The 23,290-nt window shown below is 47.3% G+C and carries 26 protein-coding genes; 20 read left to right on the top strand and 6 right to left on the bottom strand.

All coding sequences use genetic code 11. From position 1 onward, the window contains the following. The first annotated feature begins 3 nt into the window (after positions 1–3). Positions 4–285, top strand: a complete 282-nt coding sequence (locus NQ488_14280) for a hypothetical protein (protein UWN95687.1) — start codon at positions 4–6, stop codon at positions 283–285. A gap of 62 nt (positions 286–347) precedes the next feature. Here NQ488_14280 and NQ488_14275 read toward each other — a convergent pair whose 3' ends face one another. Continuing rightward, positions 348–1,196, bottom strand: a complete 849-nt coding sequence (locus NQ488_14275) for a helix-turn-helix domain-containing protein (GenBank protein ID UWN95686.1) — start codon at positions 1,194–1,196, stop codon at positions 348–350. Positions 1,197–1,556: 360 nt separating this feature from the next. On the opposite strand from NQ488_14275, the gene NQ488_14270 reads away from it, so the two are divergent. From NQ488_14270 to NQ488_14240, 7 genes are all read left to right on the top strand, one after another. Further along, positions 1,557–1,850, top strand: coding sequence for a hypothetical protein (locus NQ488_14270; GenBank protein UWN95685.1), 294 nt, complete (start codon positions 1,557–1,559; stop codon positions 1,848–1,850). Next, positions 1,834–2,139: a molecular chaperone gene (locus NQ488_14265; GenBank protein ID UWN95684.1), complete on the top strand. Its 306-nt coding sequence runs from the start codon at positions 1,834–1,836 to the stop codon at positions 2,137–2,139. Before NQ488_14270 ends, NQ488_14265 begins: the two co-directional genes overlap by 17 nt. A gap of 460 nt (positions 2,140–2,599) precedes the next feature. Continuing rightward, a complete protein-coding gene (locus tag NQ488_14260) occupies positions 2,600–3,844 on the top strand; it encodes a plasmid recombination protein (protein ID UWN95683.1) in 1,245 nt (414 codons plus the stop codon). After that, positions 3,841–4,542, top strand: a complete 702-nt coding sequence (locus NQ488_14255) for a CHC2 zinc finger domain-containing protein (GenBank protein UWN95682.1) — start codon at positions 3,841–3,843, stop codon at positions 4,540–4,542. Before NQ488_14260 ends, NQ488_14255 begins: the two co-directional genes overlap by 4 nt. Then, a complete protein-coding gene (locus NQ488_14250; protein ID UWN95681.1) occupies positions 4,502–5,860 on the top strand; it encodes a virulence-associated E family protein in 1,359 nt (452 codons plus the stop codon). The genes NQ488_14255 and NQ488_14250 overlap by 41 nt, the downstream gene beginning before the upstream one ends. Positions 5,861–6,127: 267 nt before the next feature. After that, positions 6,128–6,295, top strand: coding sequence for a hypothetical protein (locus tag NQ488_14245; protein ID UWN95680.1), 168 nt, complete (start codon positions 6,128–6,130; stop codon positions 6,293–6,295). Between the two features lie 72 nt (positions 6,296–6,367). Then, entirely contained in the window at positions 6,368–8,020 is a 1,653-nt protein-coding gene (locus NQ488_14240; protein ID UWN95679.1) for a recombinase family protein, read from the top strand. Between the two features lie 61 nt (positions 8,021–8,081). On the opposite strand, the gene NQ488_14235 is transcribed toward NQ488_14240, so the two are convergent. From NQ488_14235 to NQ488_14215, 5 genes are read right to left on the bottom strand one after another with little or no spacing between them, the layout of a single operon-like run. Next, positions 8,082–10,280 (bottom strand): ABC transporter permease, encoded by a 2,199-nt coding sequence (locus NQ488_14235; GenBank protein ID UWN95678.1) that lies wholly within the window; start codon positions 10,278–10,280, stop codon positions 8,082–8,084. Positions 10,281–10,284: 4 nt separating this feature from the next. Then, positions 10,285–10,965, bottom strand: a complete 681-nt coding sequence (locus NQ488_14230) for an ABC transporter ATP-binding protein (protein ID UWN95677.1) — start codon at positions 10,963–10,965, stop codon at positions 10,285–10,287. Positions 10,966–11,025: 60 nt separating this feature from the next. Continuing rightward, positions 11,026–12,213 (bottom strand): HAMP domain-containing histidine kinase, encoded by a 1,188-nt coding sequence (locus NQ488_14225; protein ID UWN95676.1) that lies wholly within the window; start codon positions 12,211–12,213, stop codon positions 11,026–11,028. Further along, entirely contained in the window at positions 12,210–12,881 is a 672-nt protein-coding gene (locus tag NQ488_14220) for a response regulator transcription factor (protein ID UWN95675.1), read from the bottom strand. The genes NQ488_14225 and NQ488_14220 overlap by 4 nt, the downstream gene beginning before the upstream one ends. Further along, entirely contained in the window at positions 12,874–13,071 is a 198-nt protein-coding gene (locus NQ488_14215; protein ID UWN95674.1) for a helix-turn-helix domain-containing protein, read from the bottom strand. Before NQ488_14215 ends, NQ488_14220 begins: the two co-directional genes overlap by 8 nt. Before the next feature lie 350 nt (positions 13,072–13,421). Between NQ488_14215 and NQ488_14210 the strand changes: the two genes are divergently transcribed. The 12 genes from NQ488_14210 to NQ488_14155 all read left to right on the top strand — a co-directional run bounded on the left by NQ488_14210 (position 13,422) and on the right by NQ488_14155 (position 23,283). Next, on the top strand, positions 13,422–14,222 hold the full coding sequence (locus tag NQ488_14210; protein UWN95673.1) for a class I SAM-dependent methyltransferase: 801 nt from the start codon (positions 13,422–13,424) through the stop codon (positions 14,220–14,222). 19 nt (positions 14,223–14,241) lie between these two features. After that, positions 14,242–15,177, top strand: coding sequence for an acyl-CoA thioester hydrolase (locus NQ488_14205; protein UWN97177.1), 936 nt, complete (start codon positions 14,242–14,244; stop codon positions 15,175–15,177). A 450-nt stretch (positions 15,178–15,627) separates the two neighbouring features. Continuing rightward, positions 15,628–16,860 carry an ATP-binding protein gene (locus tag NQ488_14200; protein UWN95672.1) on the top strand — a complete coding sequence of 411 codons (1,233 nt, stop codon included), beginning with the start codon at positions 15,628–15,630 and terminating at the stop codon, positions 16,858–16,860. A 176-nt stretch (positions 16,861–17,036) separates the two neighbouring features. Then, a complete protein-coding gene (locus NQ488_14195) occupies positions 17,037–17,204 on the top strand; it encodes a hypothetical protein (GenBank protein UWN95671.1) in 168 nt (55 codons plus the stop codon). 35 nt (positions 17,205–17,239) lie between these two features. Further along, positions 17,240–17,569 carry a DUF6442 family protein gene (locus NQ488_14190; GenBank protein UWN95670.1) on the top strand — a complete coding sequence of 110 codons (330 nt, stop codon included), beginning with the start codon at positions 17,240–17,242 and terminating at the stop codon, positions 17,567–17,569. Then, on the top strand, positions 17,566–17,772 hold the full coding sequence (locus tag NQ488_14185; protein UWN95669.1) for a helix-turn-helix transcriptional regulator: 207 nt from the start codon (positions 17,566–17,568) through the stop codon (positions 17,770–17,772). Before NQ488_14190 ends, NQ488_14185 begins: the two co-directional genes overlap by 4 nt. Positions 17,773–17,781: 9 nt before the next feature. Next, positions 17,782–18,084, top strand: a complete 303-nt coding sequence (locus NQ488_14180; GenBank protein UWN95668.1) for a hypothetical protein — start codon at positions 17,782–17,784, stop codon at positions 18,082–18,084. Positions 18,085–18,103: 19 nt separating this feature from the next. After that, on the top strand, positions 18,104–18,901 hold the full coding sequence (locus tag NQ488_14175; protein UWN95667.1) for a YhfC family intramembrane metalloprotease: 798 nt from the start codon (positions 18,104–18,106) through the stop codon (positions 18,899–18,901). Positions 18,902–18,979: 78 nt separating this feature from the next. Beyond that, on the top strand, positions 18,980–19,171 hold the full coding sequence (locus tag NQ488_14170) for a PC4/YdbC family ssDNA-binding protein (protein UWN97176.1): 192 nt from the start codon (positions 18,980–18,982) through the stop codon (positions 19,169–19,171). 174 nt (positions 19,172–19,345) lie between these two features. After that, a complete protein-coding gene (locus NQ488_14165) occupies positions 19,346–20,080 on the top strand; it encodes a MerR family transcriptional regulator (GenBank protein UWN95666.1) in 735 nt (244 codons plus the stop codon). A 612-nt stretch (positions 20,081–20,692) separates the two neighbouring features. Then, positions 20,693–20,827 (top strand): AAA family ATPase, encoded by a 135-nt coding sequence (locus NQ488_14160; GenBank protein UWN95665.1) that lies wholly within the window; start codon positions 20,693–20,695, stop codon positions 20,825–20,827. A 92-nt stretch (positions 20,828–20,919) separates the two neighbouring features. Continuing rightward, positions 20,920–23,283 (top strand): LuxR C-terminal-related transcriptional regulator, encoded by a 2,364-nt coding sequence (locus NQ488_14155; protein ID UWN95664.1) that lies wholly within the window; start codon positions 20,920–20,922, stop codon positions 23,281–23,283. The last annotated feature ends 7 nt before the right edge of the window (positions 23,284–23,290 follow it).

Below are 23,290 nucleotides of genomic sequence, written 5' to 3'. Positions count from 1 at the left end.
TGCATGATTCTGGAAGAAATGTATAACGGCAGGTTTTATCCTTGTGAAACGGTGGTCGCTGATTCCCCGGAGTACAAACGGGCGCTCAAAGCCTGTTCAGACCTGATGGAGACATTATCTGAGCGTCTGAGCAAGGAGGACTATAAACTGGTCGAGGAACTGCGAGAGCAGGTGTCGATAGCCCAGTGCGAGGAAAACGAAAGCCACTTCAAATATGGTTTTTCAGCTGGGTTACTTGTCCAGCAGGAGGCCCACGAACAGGTGCAGCGGGGCGAAAATAAATAGTCCCCGTTGTATAGCCTGAAAATATGAAAGCCATTCACTTTTTACGGTGGATGGCTTTTTTGTTACCTGCGTTTCTTACGTTTGGGTGCATAGTATGGCTGCGGCTTAGTCTTTCCCCTCATGTTGTTGGGATTTTTGAGCATCTTCGACAGGCTCAGTATCCGCAGGAAGGCCGAGAAATCCTCCGAGGAAATCTTCTCGAACGGGATTTGCAGCCTGTCACAGAATTCGTGGATTACCATTTCCTCGTTGCTACCTTGCTGCAATGCCTGCTCAAATTTTTCCTTCACATCATCCAGCGTGGGCTGCGGGTCGGCAGTGGTCTTGTCCTTGCGGTGCGCTTCCCGGATGTCCCGGACGATGCTGTCCAGGTCATCGTGCATAACATGGCTGTAAAAATCGCTTTCCTGTACCTGGCCCAGTTCCAGCGTCCTCACATAGAGATCATCTTCTCCAGGCGAATATTTGCTGAGGATACTTTGCCGGGTGGCTTCCATCACCAGATTCATCTGTTCCACCCGCATATTGGCGATCTGGTCAATGCAGATTTCCATATCTATCATCAGACGCCGGAAGTTCGGGTGGGTAGCCAGTTCGCAGAGAAGCCGGTTGTTGATTTTGCCGCTGCTTAAAAGTTCCACCATATCATCACTCAGATGCAGAGATTGAAGTTCTGTATTTGGGTGATTTTTATTTTCCGTCAGTCCCATCAGATAGTCAGTGGACACGCCGTAAAAATCCGCCAGTGTCGCAATGGCAAACGGGCTGATGTCCTTGTAGTCATCGGTTTCATACTTTCCCAGCGCAGATTTGGATAGGCCGGTCTGCTCCGCCAGTTGTTCCAGCGTCAGGTGCTTGTCCACTACACGCAGGTCTTTGAGCCGCTCCGGGATTGTCAGCTTTGCGTACATCCAAAGCCCCCTCTCGTCATTGTTTTTTCAGTGATTACCTTCATTATAGCACGATTCCATAAGCGTGGAAATATGCGGATTTCGAGCGTTTTTCCGACGTTTTGGACATACGGGAAAGGGCCTCTTTTTTCGGTAAACTGGTTCTTGCAGACAGGCACAGAACCTTGAAAATCGAATGACCGGCTGCAAGGGGTATGGCCTCCGGGGAAGTGACGCCAGGACAGAAATCGAGCGCACCAAAGAGGCCGATACGCCGGGAAATATTCCGGGCAGGAGCGGCTTGCAGGCAGACCGGCGGACAGAAACAAGTTTATCACGCGGGGCGCATGGCTCCGCAGCAAAGAAATGGAGGAAATCATTATGACACTGAGTATGAAAGAAAAGAAGATTCTCTACGCTTATGGCTGCCCCAGCCACCACAACACGGTGACACGGTTGAAATGGCTGACGGCCCTGACCGTTGACCCGGAAGCCAAACGCCGGATGCTGGGGCTGGCCCGGAAGGTGGAGACGGAGGTGGACGAAAGCTGGTATGCGGATTTTTATCACCATCTGCGGATGGAGATGGACGAGTACCGCCGTCTCAAGCGCAGCCTGCGTGTGCTGAAATCTTATACTGATTATGAGGAGGATTTGTATGAAGAAGCTGTCTAAGTATGAGAAGGAAACCATTATCAACTGGAACGAGGCGGAGAACCTTGCCAGCATCTACACATTCAACGCCAGCTTGAAGCGCAGGCTTGCAGATTTCAGCCGGAAGTATCCGCTGCTGTGCCGGTTGGAACGCAGCACACCGGAGGGCAGCGTGACCTATGTGCTGGACAAGTCCCGGCTGTCCATCCGGCTGGTGCCGCCGTACAGCGAGGAACGGAAAGCCGCCGCAAGGGAGTACGCAAAGGAGCATGGCTTTCAGGTGGTGGTGGCAGGAGAAAAAATCGCCTGAAATCGGGGCATTTACGGAAAAAACGCCGGGTCTGCACCCGGTGTTTTGACCGGCAATCCACACAGGCGTATTCCGTATCCACTCCCTGCCTATGGGCGCAAATGTGCGGATACGGAGCCGGTGAAACTGGCGGAAGCCGCTCCTGCGGCGGAAGCCAGCTTCGCCGGTGTGGGAGTACAGAGGGCAGCCAGCCCTTTGTGCCGGGGTGCAGGGGCGGCAGCGCACTGCTGGGGTCAAGGGGCAACGCCCATTGGGCGGGTACAGGGCGGCAGCGCCTGTGCGGTGTGTAGAGGCGGCGAGCCTTTACTCCGGTGTCCAGAGGTGGAAAACCTCGGCCCAGGGAAAGTTGATGCTTGCGTCAACTTGTACTGGGTATTACCTGACGCAGACTTTCGCAGGATTTGCGGCTTCGCCGCCCTCCCCGGCCCCGTAACATCTTCGCAGGAAGGAGGAAAACTGTTTGAAACTGACACGACATAATGGGCGCTCCGGCAAGCATGGCACTTACAATCCCCGTCACAATGACCGCCGGTTCGATGTGGAGAACAGCGAACACATTGACGCTGACCGGGCCAGACAAAATATCTATTGGGACTGCTACCGGGGCTTTACCACCCATGAGTTCCGGGAGAACCCGGAACAGCCGGATTTCAGCTTTGAGGAAATTGAGCGGATGTTCTACTACGAGCATTACGGCGGCCATGTGGAGGCCCAGAACGCCCGCAATGAGAAAACACGCCACACGGAACGCAACCGTACTGTGGAGGACTTGCTGAAAAATAACAAGACCTGTCCGGAAGAAACGCTCTACCAGATCGGCACGATGGAGCAATCCGTCCCGCCGGAAGTGCTGTTTCAGATTGTCACAGAATTTCAAGAGGAATTTGACCGCCGCTTCGGTTCCCATGTCCATATCATTGATTGGGCGCTTCATCTGGACGAAGCCACGCCCCACATTCATGAGCGGCACGTCTTTGACTGTGAGAACCGCTACGGGGAATTGTGTCCCCAACAGGAGAAGGCGCTGGAAGAACTTGGCGTCCCTCTCCCAAAACCGGACAAGCCCAAAGGCCGGAACAATAACCGCAAGCAGACCTTTGATGCCATCTGCCGGACACTGCTTTTTGACATCTGCCGCAGGCATGGTCTGCATCTGGATCAGGAGCCGTCCTACGGCGGGCGGGACTATCTGGAAAAGCAGGATTATATCCTGATGAAGCAGAAGGAGCAGCTTGCGGCGCAGGAGCAGAAACTGGAAGAACTGACGCTCAAAATTGAGGATGTGGAGACGCTGTTAGATGATGTTTCCGATGTGGCCTATGACAAGGCGGTGGAGGTGGTGACCGACAAAGTACGGGAGCAGACCCAGCTTGAAGATTTGAAAGTGATCGAGGATTACCGAAAGAATGTGACATCGCCAAAGGCAAAAAATTCCCCGGAAGTGGTGCGTTTAGCAAACACAATCCTCGGAAGGGTGCGGGAGAGGTTACTGCAATCCGCCGGTAAGATTCTGAAAACAGTGCAGACGGCCTTGATGCAGCCGGAGGTCAAGCAGGCCGGGAAGGAGCAGATCAAGAAGAAAGCCAAAGAATCCATTATGGATAAACTGGCAAAGGCAAAAATCAACACTGCCCGGGAGAACCGGGAGCGTTGGGAACGTGAGGGGCGGATTGCCCCTACTAAGAAACAGGATATGGAGTTATGAGGCGTCTGATTTCAGGATTCAGGTGCCTTTTTCTCTGTCTGGAGGTGAGAAAATCGAATGTGTTTGAAGCGGTAAAGCAGGCTGTCCCCACAAGGCAGGCTGCGGAATCTTACGGGGTGCAGGTCGGCAGAAACGGGATGGCCTGCTGTCCCTTCCACGATGACAAGCATCCCAGCATGAAGATTGACCGCCGGTTCCACTGTTTCGGCTGTCAGGCGGACGGGGATGTGATTGATTTTACCGCCCGTCTGTTTGGTCTGAGCAGTAAGGAGGCGGCGTTGAAACTGGCGGAGGATTTTTCTGTCAGCTATGACGCCAAAGGCCATGACCCGCCCCGCAGGAGGCCGGTCAAGCGAAAAATCAGCGAGGAACTGCGCTACCGGCAGGCAGAGCAGAAATGTTTCCGGGTATTGTGCGATTACCTGCATCTGCTGGAACACTGGGAGCAGGAATACGCCCCGCAGAACCCGGATGAAGCATGGAATCCGCTGTTCGTGGAGGCCCTGCAAAAGAAATCGTACACGGAGTATCTGCTGGATATTCTCCTGTCCGGCAGCATAGAGGAACGGGCATCCGTTGTCGTCCAGCATGGAAAAGAGGTGAGGAAGATTGAGCAGCGAGTATCAGAGTTTAGAGCCAGCCACCCGGCAGGCCGTCATGAGCGCAGCCGCAGCCTTAGCGCCGGAGCAGAGCGTTGACGAGGTGCGGGAAAGCCTCTCTGTCACGGAAAAAGGCCAGCCCGCCAACACCATCGGCAACTGCCGGACAGTGTTCTGCCATGACCCGCTGCTGCGGGACGCTATCCGGCTAAATCTCCTGACTGACCGGGTGGACATTGTGCGGGATTTGGGCTGGCGCAGGAATACAAGCGCCCTGACGGATACGGACGTGAAGTATCTGCTTCTCTATTTTGAGCAGACCTACGGCCTGACCAGCGAGAAGAAAATGACGGCGGCCCTGTCCATCGTGGCGAATGAAAACTGCTACCATCCCATACAGGACGTGCTGAACGGCCTTGTATGGGACGGGACGCCCCGCATCCGCTCCTGTCTCCATCATTTCTTAGGTGCAGACGAAAGCGACTATGTGGAGGAAATGCTGAAGCACTTCCTACTGGGGGCTATCCGGCGGGTGTTTTCTCCCGGCTGCAAATATGAGGAAATGCTCTGTCTGGTGGGCGGACAGGGGGCTGGAAAGTCCAGCTTCTTCCGGCTGTTGGCAATCCGGGACGAATGGTTTTCCGATGACCTGAAAAAGCTGGACGATGACCGGGTGTTCCTAAAGCTGCAAGGCCACTGGATCATTGAGATGTCGGAGATGCTGGCCACCAGCAGCGCCAAAAGCATAGAGGAAATCCGCTCGTTCATCAGCCGCCAGAAGGAAACCTACCGCACACCTTACGAGGCCCAGCCCAAAGACCGGCTGCGGCAGTGCGTGTTCGGCGGTTCGTCTAACACGCTGGACTTCCTTCCCCTTGACCGGGCCGGGAACCGGCGGTTCCTTCCGATCATGATTTACCCGGAGAATGCGGAGGTTCACATTTTGGAGGACGAGGACGCTTCCAGAGCTTATCTGTTGCAGGTCTGGGCGGAGGCCATGACGATTTACCGCAGCGGCCACTATTCCATGAAGTTCAGCAAGTCTATCCAGCGCCAGCTGGTGGAGGTGCAAAAGGATTTCATGCCGGAGGACACCGAGGCCGGGCAGATACAGGGCTTTCTGGAACACTACACCGGCAGCATGGTCTGCTCCAAACAGCTTTTTAAGGAGGCGCTGGGCCACACCTATGACGAGCCGAAGCGGTGGCAGCTTCATAATATCAACGAGATCATGAATACGGTGGTGACGGGCTGGAAGCCGTTCTCTAATCCGAGAATGTTCGCCGGATACGGCAGGCAGAAGGGTTGGGAACGGGATGTTTCCGGCAACGAACTGCCCGGCAACGAAGATGGATTTGTGGAACTGAGCGAGGAAGAATGCCGCCAGTTGGAGCTTCCAAAGGAGTGGATCGCCTGAAAATAGCGGTCTGTTGCCGGGATGGTTGCCGCTTGGTTGCCGGGTTCGTTGCCGGGTTTTTCCCTGTCTGGATACGGGAAAAGCCTGTAAATAAGGGATATTTTTATCATTATCTTTATCTCCGGCAACGAAAGCAACGAGATTTTTCAAGAAAATTCACAAAGTAAGATTTGCGGGCCAGACGGTAGTTTACAGGTTTTCAGAGGTTCGTTGCCGGACTTCGTTGCCGGAACTGCCGCCCGGCCTGCCTTTCTATGGAGGTAGCCTATGGAAAAAAGCAAAAATCAGAAGAATAAAGTCCGTTTTGTGGTGGTGCGGGAGTTCTCCGGGGAGAAGTCCATGCGGGAAGCCTTTGAGCAGCTGATCGAGCGTCAGACCTGTGAACACTTCGAAGAATGGCGTCAGCAGCGCGAAATGGCAGAAAAAGCGGCGTAAAAACGGTTGATTCAGGGACAGGGGCATGGTACTATAATGGTATCGTGTCCCTGTTCATAGAAGGAGAACGCTATGAGCAGGAAAAAACAAGTCTATGAGAAAATCACCGCTCTCTACTGCCGTATCTCTCTGGATGATGGCGGCGACAATGAGAGCATGAGCATCAGCAACCAGAAACTCATGCTCCGGGACTTTGCAGAAAAGCATGGGATGTTCCAGTATGAGTATTATGTGGATGACGGCTATACGGGCCGCAATTTCAACCGCCCTGCCTTCCAGCGCATGATCGCTGACATTGAGGCGGGGAAAATCGGCTGCGTCATCACGAAAGACCTATCCAGACTTGGTAGGAACTATATCGAAGCTGGAAGCTATATCGAAATCTTTTTCCCAAAACACAATGTACGCTATATCGCCGTCACGGACGGCGTGGACAGCCTGACCCGTCAGGAAATGGACATCACGCCCTTTAAGAATATCCTGAACGATATGTACAGCCGGGATATTTCCAAAAAGGTGCTGGCGGGGCGCATGACCCGTTCGCGGCAGGGAAAGTTCTGTGGCGGGCAGCCGCCTCTTGGCCTGATGCGTGACCCGGAGGACAAAGGGCATCTCATCCTTGACCCGGATACTGCGCCGGTGATCCGAAAAATCTATGATATGGCGCTGGATGGCTGGGGCTGTATGCGGATTGCAAAGCAGCTCATGGATGATAAAATCCCTATTACCAGAGTAAAAAGCCATACAGAATGTGACGTGAATTACTATTCATGGGGAAGTGCGAGGATCAGCCATATCCTGCGGAATCCCTTTTATAAAGGCGCACATCTTGTCTGCCGGACACATCAGAAGGGCATCCGCTCCAACACTTATGACATTATCCCCCGTGAGGAATGGGAGGTCATTGAGGGCTGCCACGAAGCGATTGTGACACCGGAGGAATGGGAACAGGTGCAGGAAATCATTGACCGAAGGCCAACCATTATGAAAGGCAACGCCTGCCCCTTCTATAACCTGTTCCACGGGCTTGTCTACTGCGCCACCTGCGGGAAGTCCATGCAGGTGCGGTATGAAAAAGTCGGCAGAACCGGCAAAAACCGTTTCACCGGCGAGATGCGAGAGCCGATTGACAAGGCATACTATATCTGCCAGACCTACAACCGGCTGGGTAAGAACGCCTGTACCAGCCACAAGATTGAAGCAAGGGATTTATATAATCTGGTACTGAAGGATATACAGGAACTGGCGGCGCAGGCCATGAAGGACGCCGATGCGTTCTACCAGCGGCTCAGCAGCCGGATGGAGCGCCGGTATCTGGTGGACGCTTCCCAGACGGAGAAGGAACGGAAACGGTTGGAAGCCCGGAATCAGGAAATTGACGGGATGTTTTTAAGCCTGTACACGGATAAGGCCAAAGGCGTCCTGACCGAGCAGCGGTTTATGAAGTTGACGGCGGCGCTGGAGCAGGAGCAGGAAGCCAACCAGAAGCGCCTGCACGATCTGGCGGTGATGCAGAGCCGGGCGGATGCACAGGAAAGCGAAGTCCGTACCTTTATCAAGGAAATCCGGCGCTATGCCGCCATTGAGAAACTGGACGAGGCGGTATTGAACCGGCTTATCAGCAAGATTTTAATTGGCGAAGTCAAAAAGGTGGACGGCCAGAAGGTGCAGGAAGTCAGGATCGTTTATAACTTTGTCGGGGAAATCCCGGAGATTGCCGCGTAAATAGTTGGCCCCATCTCTCTATTTCGAGGGATGGGGCTTTTGTGTGTCCGAATTGATAGAATTATCCCATATAATCAGTTCGAAGTGCTTCTACCAGATCACACTTCAAGATTTGTTTGCCACCCAGATAGTATGCCAGTGCGACAAAACCAAAAAGGGTTGCGATAAAAAGCAGGATGGGAACAATGGGTGCTACGGCCAAAAATTCCATTGGATTCAGGTAGCTTGCCGTTATCATCAACCACACAAACACAGCAGTAATCGGCAGCGTGATCAGAACCGGGCGGCCTGCGATGACGAGGGCCTCGATCCAAAACATTTTTCGCATACCTTCCGGTGTCATGCCGATGGACATATATCTCGCAAATTCTCTTTTTCTTTGCCGGATAAATCCCAACGTGTTGGAAAACACATTGGCAATCCCGATGAAGGCCAGCAGCACACACAGCGCTCCAACGACCAGTTTGTATCCGTTCAGCATAGCATCGTTGTCCAGCTTTTCCTGAACTCGATTTTCCATTTCGAAAGAAATGTCGTGTCCCAGCACATTCGTCAGTTCAACCTCAATCGTGCTCAGTTCTGTCAGGGTTCTTTCTTTTTCTGAAAGAATGCGAATATAAGTGTCTGGTTCCGCATTTCCAATCGTTTCCTCGATTTGTTCCCAGGTGGAAAGTGACACAAATTGAACTAAGGCATAGTTATCATATTCTTCTCTTAAAACCGGCGGCTCTTGCGTAAAACCCAAAACTGGGATTGTCACAGTCGCAGCCGTGTCTCCCTGGCTCTGCAAAATCATCGTGTCCTGGTTTTCTGATAAAAAAGGAACGTATTCCTTGTACCTGAAATTGCTATTTATGTTATCCCAAATACGGTTAAGAACAACACTTCCATTCTCAGTTGAAGAAACGCCGATCTGTTCACAGTACATGGCAAAACTGCTGTCATCCATAATTACAATGGGAGCCTGAATGGTATAAATCCCATCCGCTATACGGACATCGCTTTCTGCGATTGCTTCAAGACCTCCCAGGCTTTTTACTTCTTCGCTGACAGAGTCCACCGGAACAGAGCAAACAGCATTTGCCTTTTGATAGATTATGCTATCTGTATCAGCCAATGCATGGATTTCATCCGTATAAGCAAAGTCCTCGATCTTTGTGTCCTCAAGTGTTGCCATCACATCCCAGGCATTCTGATAGCGTTCAAAGTAGGTATGGTTTGTACTAATCCCAGATAGCGTAAAAAAGCTCAGCATTAACGCGAAGCCCAAAAAAGAAAGAGTTAACGACAACGTAGCGGTTCGCAGAGATTTCTTCTGTGCTTTCAGCGCATTTCCGGCAAGCTCTCCTTCGGTCCCAAATAAAAGCGCAAGAATACGGGACTTTTTTCTCCGTTTTAACTGCAATTCCCCCGTATTTTTTATAGCTTCCAGCGGGGTCATTTTGCTTAATTTCCGAGCCGGCAGCCAGGCAGAAATCAGCACCGTCAAAAACGAGGCAAGAATGGTGATGGCAAACACGAGTGGATGATAGATAAAGGTAGCCTCATGTCTGCCGACAATACCATCTGCGAGAACATTGACAGCTTGGATGGCTCCAAACGTCAAAGCAATTCCAATAAAACTTCCGAGTAAAACAGGAATCACACAAAGTATCGCCGCTTCCTGTAAGAGGCAGGTACGAATTTGCCCCGGTGTCGCCCCAATGCTGGAGAAAATGCCAAATTGATGTACACGGGCATTCATAGATACTGCAAAGGAGTTATGAATGATTAAAATCAAAGACACTGACACTAGAAGGAGTACAAAAAGATAAAAAGCCATCAATAAGGGTGGCGTGCTATCCTGCGGATCGTTGATGAAATAACTTGACAACAGCGATTCATGATAGGATACGGAAGTTTCAGGAACGCCTGCCTGCTGGGCGATAAGAGGCATATCATGATATACAGCCCTCATGTCATCAAAGCAAATATCAACGACAAGCGTTTGCCCGTCAGATAAATCTTCATTGATTTCTGCCGTTTTTACATTGGCAAAATTTTCGATCTCAGACACTATATCTTCTTCAAATGCCCCGGTAATACGTCCTTGCCAGTTTCCTTCTTCTAAAATAACGGATTCTACCTCATAATTCCAGAAGTTATAAAATAGACCGCACAGTAAAGACAGAAACAAAGCGGAAATAAAAGCTGCGACCAGAACGGATATGCTGGAAGCCCGATTCTTTTTTATAAATCCTGTCGAATAGTCTTTCCACATATCCTTACCTCCGTTTCTGATCGCTGATGATTTTTCCATCCTCTATGGTGATAATGCGATCCGCTTCCAACGCAATTTTTTCATCATGGGTGATCAAAAGAATGGTCTGATCCAAATTGCGGTTGGACAATTTCAGCAAGTCAATAATTTCCTCTCCGTTTTTCCGATCCAGATTGCCGGTTGGTTCATCGGCAAGCAGGATGGCAGGGCGATAAATCAAAGAACGAGCGATAGCAACTCGCTGCTGTTGTCCACCGGAAAGCTGACTGGGCAGTGATTCCAGTTTATCTTCAATTCCCAGGGAATGTACAATCTGCTCAAAGTATTCCTGATTTGGTTTGCGCTTGTCTAACAGGAGCGGCATGAGAATGTTTTTTCGGACGGTAAGGGTGGGGATAAGGTTATAAAACTGATAGACCAACCCGACTTTCCTACGCCGGAAAATGGCTGCCTGTGTTCGGTTCATGGCAGATAGTTCTGTCCCCTCTATCAGGACTTTCCCTTCTGTCGGCTTATCCACACTTCCCAAAATATGAAGTAAGGTGGATTTTCCTGAACCCGACGCCCCTACGATGGCAACAAATTCTCCTTTTTGTACGGACAGGTCAATATGATCCAGTGCAACAACCTGATTGTTTCCTGCACCATATACTTTTCGGACGTTTTCACATCTTAATATTTCCATGTCACTTTCTCCTTTCTACCGGATGGTTTTGCATACAGTATAGCAAAGTAAAGTGACATCTCAGTGACTGTATATCCTTATTTCAAAGCAAGCACCGCCGTTTTGCAAATTGTAAGCGGTTATAGTTCCGTTCTGTAATTCAAAAATGGAACGGGTAAGAGCCAGGCCAATTCCAATGCCATTGGATGCTGCACGCCGGCCCCGGTAAAAACGATCAAAAAGATGCGGTAAGTCTTCTGTGTCAAAGCCCGCCCCGTCATCCCATACCCGAATTTCTACATAGAGAGGATTGCCTGCATAGTCACAATGGACGATTCCGCCCGGTTTAGAATATTCCATACAGTTTTTTATGAGATTGATGAGGGCTTCCATTGTCCACTCTAAATCCCCCCAAAATTCAATACAGCCATTTTCTGGAATGTCAACAGTAATATGATTTTTCCGCAACAGATCGTTCAGATTATCTGCCGCCAGATTTAACACCGTATAAAGATCGACCTTTTCCCGCTTGAGCGGCAGCGTTCCAGCATCAATTTTGGAAAGCATGAGCAAGGATTCTTCCAGACGGTTTAATCGCTTCAACTGCTGTTTAACCTGTTCTGCGTAAGCCCCCGGAATCTCTTTTTCCATAAGCTGCAACGATAAAAATGCCGCTGTGATCGGTGTTTTCAGTTGGTGCGCAATATTAGCCAGGTTCTCTGCAAAATTTTTCTTTGCGGCGACTGCTGTTTCTCTTGTTTGATAAAGCATCGTGACAGTTTTGTATATCTCGTCCTGCAAATGGGAATATTCATCTTCCTTCGCTTGTATCAATGTCCAGCCAGCACCGATATTGATCTGCTCCAAATACTCGGTCAAATCATCGATTCGCTTTCGATTTTTTCTGCGGGACAGAAAGATCCCGGCCCCAAAAGCACAAGCGGTCACAAGGAAAAATAGAATCGGAAAAAGCACGGTATCCGGTGGGAAATCATAGCAAAAATCATCGGCCCGGTATCCGTATTTTCCCAGATAATCGTTGCCTCTGAGTTCTTGTTCCGTCAATGAATGATAGTCTTTCAGAGCCGCTAATAGCTGCGGCTCGGCTTCGGGAGAATTTGCCAATATGGTTTCGCATAATGCCGAAGTGTGTTCAAATGCAATCTGCCGGTATGTGTGCAGGAAGAAAGCGGTGGTAAGCATCATGCCTGCCGCAAGAACAGCAAACGGAAAAATCAGAAGTATTTTTTGTTTCCATTTTTCGCTCATTGTGTATCCTCCATACGGTAGCCAAAACTTCGGATCGTTTTTAAGCAGGCTGGATGATTCAGCTTTTCCCGCAGTCTTTTCATGGTGACCGTCAGCGTATTATCATTTACATAGTTCCCGCTGCGATCCCAAACTTGCTCTAATAACTGGTTTCTGGTAATCGTTTTTCCCTTGTTTTCCATCAGGATCAGGAGAATCCGGTACTCCGGCTGGCTGACAACGATTTCTTTCTGCCCATTATAAACAGCCGTTTTCTCTTTATCCAACATCAAGTCATCGCAGAATAGTTTTGTGTGGGTTACGCCCTCGGTTCTCCGCAGCAGAGCTAAAATACGCGAATACAGAACAGCAAGATCAAAGGGTTTTACCACATAATCATCCGCCCCATTTTGGAAGCCCGTAACAATATCATGGGAATCACCGCGAACCGTCAAATAGACAATAGGGAGGGTTATCCATCTTTCCCGAATCCAAAGGCACAATTCACTACCTTGTCCGTCCGGCATATTCCAGTCCAACAAAACGATCGTAGGCAAATGACCGATCAATGCTTTCTTGACATCGGCAATCCTATCAAAAACAGTCACTTTGCAATTCTGCTGCTCCAAATATTCTTTTACAGACTTGCCAATCGTTTCGTCATCTTCCGCATAATAAACTTCAATCATGATGTTCCCCTCCTGATTGCCCGGCAGCTTTTCTTCGTCCGTCTAATGGCTTTGTTGCATTCTTCGGGATAAGCCAGACGGTTCCCATTTTTTCCGCTCCTGGGATACGTCCTGCAGAACAGTAATAATTTATCCAACGGGGTGTTACTCCCCAAATTTTACTTGCTTCTTTCAAAGTCATGTAATCCATACTGCACCTCCATATTGTCATATTATAATTCGTACTCTCGAATAGTACAAGTTAAGCAGTATGAGTCAGGCTGAAAAATTATCAGAATGGTAGCCACAAAGATAAATTCTTTGATATTGGCTACCTTTTTTAATTCACCACTTGACATTGTGGCAAAGAATTGATGTGCCGGGAACTACAATCCATGTGTTTTACGCAACAAAGATGGGAAAAAAATACGAAAAGAGATATTGTACTTATTTCAAAAATCCGGATATCCGGAGACACAATATGCAGCACGAAGAACTGTTTTGCTGTCATAGTGCAGAGTGGGTGGAAGAAGTAAGAAAGGCAGTGGAAGGCGACAAACAATGAAAGAAAAAGTGGATGTGACAGGTGTACCGGAAACGATGGTACAGACCCTGTATGCAAGAGCAAAAGAAACAAAAAAACAAAATGCGAAGATTAAGGACGAGATTGCCGTAGAACTTGTGGAAAGGCTTGATTATGATTTTTCCAGAGCGGATAAAGATAGTGCCATGACTTATGGTGTGATTGCAAGGACAATTGTATTAGACCGGATGGTCAGGCAATATTTGGGGAAGCATGAAAATACAGTTGTTGTAAATATTGCATGCGGACTGGATACCAGATGTTATCGTTTGAAGGGAAAATATCTGCGCTGGTACAATGTAGATTTGCCGGAGACTATGAAGATAAGGCAGCAGTTTCTTCTGGAAACAGGTCCAATCTATCAGATTGCAAAGTCTGCAATGGATGATTCCTACGTCGACGATATAGATTATCATGGAGAAAATGTTCTGGTAGTAATTGAAGGACTTACTATGTATTTGTGTGAGAAGGACATCAGAAAGATGTTTTCTATTATTGAAAAATCATTTCAGAAAATAACTGTAATGGTCGAAACCATGTCACCATTTGTTGTAAAACATGTGAAAGAAAAATCTATAGAGGGCAGCAATGCAAAATTCACATGGGGAGTTAAGAACGGAACAGAACTACAAAAGATTGCAGCAAATTTTTCTATCCTGCATGAAGTCAGTCTGGTTGAGGGTATGAAAGAACTTATGCCGATTTATCATGTGATTGGGAAGATTCCGGCTGTTCGGAATATCTCGAACAAAATAATAGTTTTGGAGAAATATGGTTGATATTAAGGAGATGATGCAGATGCAGAAAAGACATTTTGAAATGGAAACAGATGGATTTTATGGTGCATATTGGAAATGTGAAACGGACGCAGACTGTGCAATGATTGCCATGATCGGAGATGATTCAGAGGATTATCTGGCACGAACATCCGTGAAATGGTTACATAAACTTGGTGTGAATGTGATGACAATGTCTCCGGCAAAAAAGGATTATGGACATCATAATTATCCGCTGGAACGTATAGAAAAAGCAATCAGTTGGTTAAAAACACATGGTAATCAGAAGATAGGAATTGTCGGGGCATCCACTACAGGAACACTTGCTTTAACTGCCGCTTCTTATTTTGAAGATCTTACATTGACGATTGGTCTGACACCGAGTGATTTTATCTGGCAGGGATTTATGCAGGGGAAAAAAGATGGCTGTAAGGAATGGCCGATTGAGGGAGAATCACTTTTCTCTTATAAAGGTGAACCGCTTCCGTATATGCCGTTTTGTTATAAACATCCGGACTACTGGCACGTGATTGAGAAAGAAACAAAACGGACCGGTGATATGATTAATTCGAGAAAATTGTTTGATGACTCAGAAACAGCTCATCCAATTACAGAAGAAGAAATGATCAAGATTGAAAAAATTCATGGAACGTTATTGCTGATTGGCGCTGAAGATGATGTGTTGTGGGATACTGCAAAATATATACGCCGTATGGAGCTGCGTATGAAAGATCATCCCCACACATGCAGGTTGGAGTCTGTCATTTACGAGCATGGGACCCATTTTGTTTTTCCGGAGAGTATGTTAAAGACGATGCTGCCAATTGGTTCTGGAATCTTTATGAAACTGGCATTTCAGGCGGCAAGAAAGTATCCGAAAGAATGTCAGACAGCACGTCTGGATATTGACCAGCGGGTGAAAAATGCTGTTGCTGAATGGAAGAGTGCAGAAAAATAGATTAAAATAGAAGGTGTAAGTATGGTATTTAAAACAAATAGAAGAACATTTTAAATACAGAAATGCAGTGATGCAGACATATATACACGGTAATTTTCCTGTTTTTGAGGGATTTTAACCATATGCAGTATCAAATCCAAAATCCGGAAGGATTTGCCAGAATGCTCGAAAAAATTATTGAGGCAAATAGATTACCAGTGTAAATGTCAACACACTTTTGTACAATTACCGGTGCTATGCTTCAGCCTCCTGAGCCTCCGGATAGCTCCGTCGATGAAGATGATAATGAACCTGTGTAAGCAGGATAGGCTTGATGCCTGGGGCAGCCTTCGGGTTGCCTTTACATAGTTTCCACTTTCAAAAAATAAAAAAAAATATGTTTTTGAAAGCGACATCTTGCATATACTATTAGCAGACAGTATAATAAGTACAGCAAAGCGGTTTCGAGAAATGAAAAAACTTCAGTTTTTGAAAGCGGGTGACTATATGAAAACAATCACGAGAGCAAAATATCTCGATAGAATCATTGAACTGAATGGCACTCCTGACATCAAGATCATTACAGGTATTCGTCGATCTGGTAAGTCCAAATTGATGCAGGCGTATATTGCGTATCTGAAAAGCAATTTTGAAAACATCAATATTATCTTCATCGACTTCATGGATTTGGCGTATGAAGAAATCAAGGAATATCATGCCTTACACGCCTATGTGGAAGAACATTATCAGGAAGGCAGAACGAACTACCTGTTTGTAGACGAGGTTCAGATGTGTCCCAAGTTTGAACTGGCAATCAACAGCCTGTACTCTAAGGGAAAATACGACATCTATGTAACAGGCTCTAATGCTTTCCTGTTGAGTGCAGATCTGGCAACTCTGTTTACCGGACGCTATATTGAAATTCATGTGTTTCCTTTCAGCTTCCAGGAATATTGCCAGTATTATGATGATATTAGTGACAAAGATAAGCTCTTTGATGAGTACGCTATCAAGGGCGGTTTAGCAGGTTCCTATGCTTATAGAACCGAAAAAGACAGAACAAACTATATCAAAGAGGTCTACGAAACGATTGTTACAAGGGATTTGGTACAGAAATATACGCTCCCGGACACTTTGGTTTTACAGCGTCTGAGCGAGTTCCTTATGGATAATATCAGCAACCTGACTTCTCCGAATAAGGTCAGTCAGCTACTGACAGCAAATGAGACTCCAACCAATCATGTAACCGTTGGAAAGTACATTAAGTATTTGTGCAATGCTTTTGTATTTTATGATATTAAGAGATACGACATCCGAGGTAAGAAATACCTTGAAAGCTCTGAAAAGTTCTATTTGTGTGACAGCGGCATTCGATATGCAATACTGGGAAACAGAAATATGGATTATGGCAGAGTATATGAAAACATCGTTTGCATCGAACTTCTTCGCCGTGGATATGATGTTTATGTCGGCAAGCTCTATCAAAAGGAAATCGACTTTGTTGCTCAGAGAGGCAGCGAGAAGTTTTATATTCAGGTCAGCGACAACATTTCCGGGCAGGAAACATTTGAGAGAGAATGCTCTCCTCTGCTTCAGATTCGAGATGCTTATCCGAAAATGATTATTGCCAGAACCAAACATCCCCAATATAGCTATGAAGGAATCGAAATTCACGATATAGCCGATTGGTTGCTACAAGAATAAGCAGGGCGAAATATCTCCGTCATTCTCTTTTGAAATGATGGAAATATTTTTATTGTGACGGAGATTATAGAACAGAAAATTGTATCAGGTTGCAAAAATCCTTTCCAAACTTTTTACATAGCAGTCATGCACTACGGTGTGTGGCTGCTTATTTTTTACGAAAGGAGCAGATGCAAATGAAATTAGTTTTGGCTGAAAAGCTTTCAGTTGCACAGAGCATTGCCAAAGTGTTAGGTGCTACCAAGCGTGAGGATAATCGAAGTGGTAGAAAAGTTATCTCTTATATCGGTTGTAACTTTTTTATGAACTCTATTGACAAGAAAACTTGGTATGTGTATGATTAAAATATGCAAAGAAAACTTGGTATGGAGGTGTTTTTATGAAAAAGGACGAAATCTTAAATGCAAGCAGAAAAGAACATCGCAATAAGGACTTGGCTGAAATGGAAGTGGTATATCAAGCCGGAAGTCACGCAAGCAGAGTTGGTGCTTTAGTGTGTTGTTTGCTTTCGCTGTTAGCTTCTGTGCTTGCTCATACTATGATTTACAGTCCGTGGGTTATATACTTCAGCATTATTGCAACACAATGGTTAGTTCGTTTTATCAAAATGAAGCGAAAGAGCGATTTGGTCTTGACTGTTCTGTTTTTTGTGCTTTCCATTTTGGCACTTGTTGGATTTGTTAGCCATCTTTTAGAGGTGAGAATATGAAAGAACAATTACAACTGAAAAATCACTTAAAGGAAGTTCGCACAGAAGCAAATCTTTCTCAAGCTCAGCTTGCAGAAATGGTAGGGGTATCAAGAAATACCATTAGTTCTATTGAAACAGGACAGTTTAATCCAACTGCAAAATTGGCTCTAATTCTTTGTATTGCATTGGACAAAAAATTTGAGGAACTATTCTATTTTTAGGAGGTCATTATGGAAAATATTATAATGTTGATTTTGGGAGTGTTCATATCTGTTGTGGGAATTGTAAATATCAAAGGCAATATCAGCACAATTCACTCTTATAACAGGCGAAAAGTAAAGGAAGAAGATATACCAAAGTATGGAAAAACAGTCGGCACAGGAACGCTGATTATAGGAATATCTCTTGTATTAGGTTTTATTGTTTCGTTTTGGAGTGAAATAATTATAGATTATATCATTCTTCCAGCAGTTATTGTCGGATTAGGCTTTATATTGTATGGACAGTTTAAATACAATAAAGGAATTTTTTGAGAATCAGGGAGGTATAAAGATGGAATTGAACACAATATCAGGTCTGGCGATAGCGGGAGTTATCTGCTCCGTTGTCCTCTCGATGGGGGTACCGATTGCTTTGTTCATTGCAGGAAGGGTGAGGCTTAAGGCAAGGATTTCCTCGTTCTTTATCGGAGCAGGAACCTATCTGCTGTTTGCCATGCTGTTGGAGCAGCTGCTGCATGTTCTTGTCATTCAGTTTTGCGGACTGAACGCACAGAGCAGGCCATGGCTTTACTATGTGTACGCGGCTTTGGCTGCAGCGGTTTTTGAAGAGACCGGAAGACTGATTGCCATGAAGTTCTGGATGAAGAAATGGCTGGATTTTCCAAATGCACTGATGTATGGAATCGGGCATGGCGGTGTGGAGGCCATTCTGCTCGGAGGACTCTCCGGAATCAGCAATCTTGTGTCCATGCTGATGATCAACAGCGGAGCCATGCAGAATACGCTGGCGGCACTTCCTGCTGAGTCTGCAAACCAGACTGTGTCACAGCTGTCGGCCCTATGGACAACACCGGCACCACTCTTTTTTGTAAGCGGAATCGAAAGAATCAGTGCCATCATTCTGCATATCGGGTTGTCACTGCTGATCTACCGGGCGGTAAAGGCAGGCAAATGCAGGACAGCGGCTTTTACAGCGGTTCTTGCATATGGGATTCATTTTATCGTGGATTTCTTTGCCGTGGCAGGTTCGGCGCTTCTTCCCATCTATGTGATTGAAATTGGTGTCTTTGTGATGGCAGCCGGAACTCTTGTTATGGCGCTGAAGATGGGAAGGATGGAAGAACTGTGAATTCCAGTTTTCTGCTATCATAAAACAGAATATATCTGACAGAACGCACCGTAGAAATACGGTGCTTTTTGTTACCCAATAGGAATACTTTCAGAAAGTGCCAAAGGTTGGAAAAAAGAATTAAATATGATTTCATGGAATGGAGTTGCAGAAAAATATGATATTCATGACTGGGCACCAGAACATGAAAAAATGGGAAAAGGAATTACTTTATCTCAAGAAGAGGCAGAAGCTCTGTATGAGTTACTGGGTAAAACTCTAAAAAAATAGTTGTAATTAAATAAGCCAAAGACGTTTGATTGGGTGAACAGTTAAATGTCTTTGGCTTTCTTCGTAGAAATATAAATTTATCAAGCTGTTAATTTTGAAAATTTCTTTGAAAAACTATTGACTCCTACGCAACGTAATAGTTTACGATATGTTTATCGAGAGGAGGAAATGACAATGATGACAGTGAATGAGGTAAGTAAATTAACAGGAGTGAGTATACGCACTCTGCAGTATTATGATACCATTGGTCTCTTAAAACCTATTGAATATACAGAGTCAGGTTATAGGTTGTATGACGATACATCCTTGGAAAGGCTGCAACAAATTCTACTGTTTAAAGAATTGGAATTTCCGCTTAAGGAGATTAAAAAGATAATCGATGCTCCTAACTTTGACAGGAACAAAGCATTAGAGCAGCAGATTGAATTGCTTACTATGAAAAAGGAGCATCTTGAAAATCTTATTAGTTTTGCTCGAGGAATAAAAGGAATAGGAGTGAAATATATGGATTTTAAAGTATTTGATACAAGAAAGATTGATGAGTATTCTAAACGAGCAAAAGAACAATGGGGACAAACTTCTGAGTATAAGGAGTTTGAAGAGAAAACAAAGAATTGTACGAAAGATGATGAAGCTACTGTTACAAATGAGTTTATGCAATTATTTGTTGAATTCGGTCAGATGAAAGAAATGGATCCAGCAGATGAACAGGTGCAGGTGCATGTAAGAAAACTTCAGGATTACATTACGGATCATTTTTATACATGTTCTGATAAGATTTTAAGCGGCCTTGGAAGAATGTATGCCGGTGGAGGAGAACTTACGGAAAATATCGATGATGCTGGAGGAGTAGGCACAGCAGAGTTTGTAAGTAAAGCCATTGATACATTTTATATAAGAAGAAAATAAAATTTCAATGGTACATTGATGAGATAAGTATAAGTGTAAAGGTGGGAGTAGTAGCGTACACCTTTTTCAATCGAAGAAGCCTGTGGTAAATATAAGCAAATTATGGTCAAAAAACCATCGACGTCCGACCTCATACACGCTATTATGTAGATAATCTAATAAGAAAACAGTGTTATCATTACTGCTATAAATGAAATGGTAGCCATATTTATGAAAAAATCATTGGAACGGAATAGCTGAACCCTCAGGGTGACAATGTCAGCGATTTGACAGCGAAAACCGTTTTTCTCAGATGATTTTCCGTTTTCTTATTTTGACAGAGATTTACAAAATAGTTAGGAAAATCAAGGCTTTCCTTGACTTATATTTACTTAAAATAATCGGTGTTCCCAAGGTGGATTCGAGCTCCTAAGGGTCTATTGTAGGTTCGATTCCTATAGGGAACGCTCTATTTTAAGCGGTAATGAGAGAAAAATCATTGCCGTTTTTTTGTTTTTCTGCTAACAGGAAACTAAAAAAATGAGATTTATGCTTGGAAAATATCAAGCCTGAATGAGTATTCCGTTCAGATTAGATTAGGTTCTAATCTGGGCGGATTTTTTTGCGTGTGCAATGAGCAGAGAACTGACACTTAAATCTTTGGTAGAGAAGTTAAGAGATTTTTATGATTTCATAATCATTGAATGTATGCCCTCTCTTGGCATGATGACAATTAACGCATGCAGCGTGTCTCATCCTTTGGTATGATTTACATTTTGAAACAGACTCGTATAATATAATTTAAGATAGGTTGCGAAAGGCTTATGGAAATCTCACTCTGTATCAAAGGGAGGAAAGAAATGACCAAAAATATCATCATAAAGACCTCCGTTCAGAAACGGTTTGACAGCTTCATGTTGCATGGCAGAGTCCTTTTTTTCAGTGCGCCCTGCGGCTTTGGAAAGACAGTACTGGCGGACGCCCTGCTGCGCGGTCGGAACGTGCTGCGGCTAAGTGCGGCAGACCCAGACTGCGTGATTCCACCGTCAGCGCAGGATTGGGACATTCTGGTGATTGACGATCTTCAGCTCATGCAGGAGGAAGCCAGGCAGCAGGCTCTTTGCGAACTGATTCGCTCAAGTCCGGAGCACCGTTTTGTGCTGCTCTCGCGCGGTGTGCCGCCCGGCTGCCTGACGGCGTTTCAGTACACGGGGCTGATGACGGTGCTGGAGGCCGACGACCTGCTTTTTGACGCGGGCGATGTGCGGCGGCTGTTTCAGCTTTCGGGAGTAAACGTAACAGATAGCGAGATCGATGGAATTTTGAAAGAATCCGTGGGCTATCCGCTGGGTGTGGCCATCACGGTGAGGTGCATGTCCCAGGACAAGCCGTGGACGCCGGAGCTGGTGGCGCGGGTGTTCCACGAGGTGTTCCTCTACTTTGAGACCGCCATCTATAGGCGCTTTGACCTGCCGGTGAGGCACTTCCTGTTGGAGCTGGCCCCCTTTGAAAGCTTTGACCTGGAAATGGCGCGGATGGTCAGCGGCGATCCCCGTGCCGGCGAACGGCTGGACTGGCTTCTTCGATACACTACTATGCTGCGCTACGAAGACTGCCAGCGCTTCCACTTCTGGCCGGGTTTCAGGGCTTTTCTCCTCTGGGAGATGGAACGGGAGTATACCGAGGAAAAGCGCAAAGCGCTCTTCAGCCGGGGCGGGCTGTACTATGAGCTGAAGGAGGACTACGCCCATGCCCTGGAATGCTACACCAGCGGCGGTGACAATTCCAAGGTTTCTGAGCTGCTGGTGCGTAATGCAGAACTCCACCCCGGCATGGGTCACTATGCCGAGATGGAAAAATACTACCGCAGCTTGCCGGAGACGGAAATTCTCGCCTCCCCCTCGCTGATGCAGGGCATGAGTATGCTCTGCGCACTGGCCATGGATTACGAAGGCTCGGAGCGCTGGTATGGCGAACTGCAAAAGTTTGCCGAACACTGCGGCAGGCAGGATGCCGCCGGAAAGCAGGCGCGCAGCCGCCTTGCATGGCTGGACATCTCCCTGCCACAGCGGGGCGTGAACGGTCTGACGGAGACCATCCCCGCCGTGTTCCGTCTGCTGACGAACAAAGAGGTGGCGCTGCCGTCCTTTTCCGTCACGAGCGCGCTGCCGAGCATCATGAATGGCGGCAAGGACTTTTCCGAATGGAGCAAAAAGGACGACCTGCTCTACAAGACCCTCCGTCTCCCTGTGGAGGCTGTACTGGGGAGGGACGGCATGGGCCTTGCGGACTGCGCCATTGCCGAAAGTAAGTTTGAAAAGGGCGAGGACGTCACAGGGCGGATGCTGTCCCTTCTCCCGCAGATGAACGAGGTGCGCAACCACGGCACGCCGGACATGGAGTTCGCCGTCAGTGGATTGCTGGCTCGCAGCCAGCTTGCAAACGGGCAGCCCGCCGACGCGCGGCGCACCATCGAGGTACTCCGTGAATGCTTTGCCGAGCGCGGTTTGACACGCTTTCTGCCCAATATGGACGCCATGCTCTGCCGTATTGACATGCACACCGGCGACCTTGATGCGGCAGACGCGTGGTATCGGGAAAAAGCCCCGCGCGAACTCACGCACCTGAACGTCATGCGGCGCTACCAGTATCTCACGCAGGCAATGGTGGAGCTGGAGGACGGTAGACCGGACACGGCGCAGCTGACGCTTGCCCCTCTGGAGCCGTACATTCAAAACTGCGCCCGCATCATCGACGGCATCCACCTGAATGTCCTGACTGCCATCGCCCTGCGCCGCAAGAAGGATGAGCGGTGGCGCGAGCGATTGACGGCGGCGCTGGACGCGGCGGCGGAGTACCGCTTCATCCGCACCGTCAGCGTATACGGCACGGCGGTGCTGCCGCTGCTGGAAGCGCTGGACTGGGACGGCGACAAAGCATGGCGCAAGCGGCTGATGGCGGCGGTGCGGACGCAGGCGGCGTTCTACCCGCATTTCCTCGAACCCCGCCTTGCCCCCGGTGAGGAGCTGACGCCCACGGAGCTGCAAATTCTCCATCTGCTCTGTGCGGACAAGTCCAACGCCGAGATCGCACAGATCATGGATGTGAAGCTGCCGACCGTGAAGACCCATGTCAGCCACATTCTTGAAAAGCTGGATGTGAAGCGCCGGGCGGAGGCCAAGACAGCAGCGAAAAAGCTGCATCTGGTACCGGAAGAGTTATAAAAACAAC

Origin of the sequence: [Bacteroides] pectinophilus, from assembly GCA_025146925.1 — a bacterium.
GTDB classification, from domain to species: domain Bacteria; phylum Bacillota; class Clostridia; order Lachnospirales; family Lachnospiraceae; genus Bacteroides_F; species Bacteroides_F pectinophilus.
This window is presented reverse-complemented; position numbering and strand designations above follow the sequence as displayed.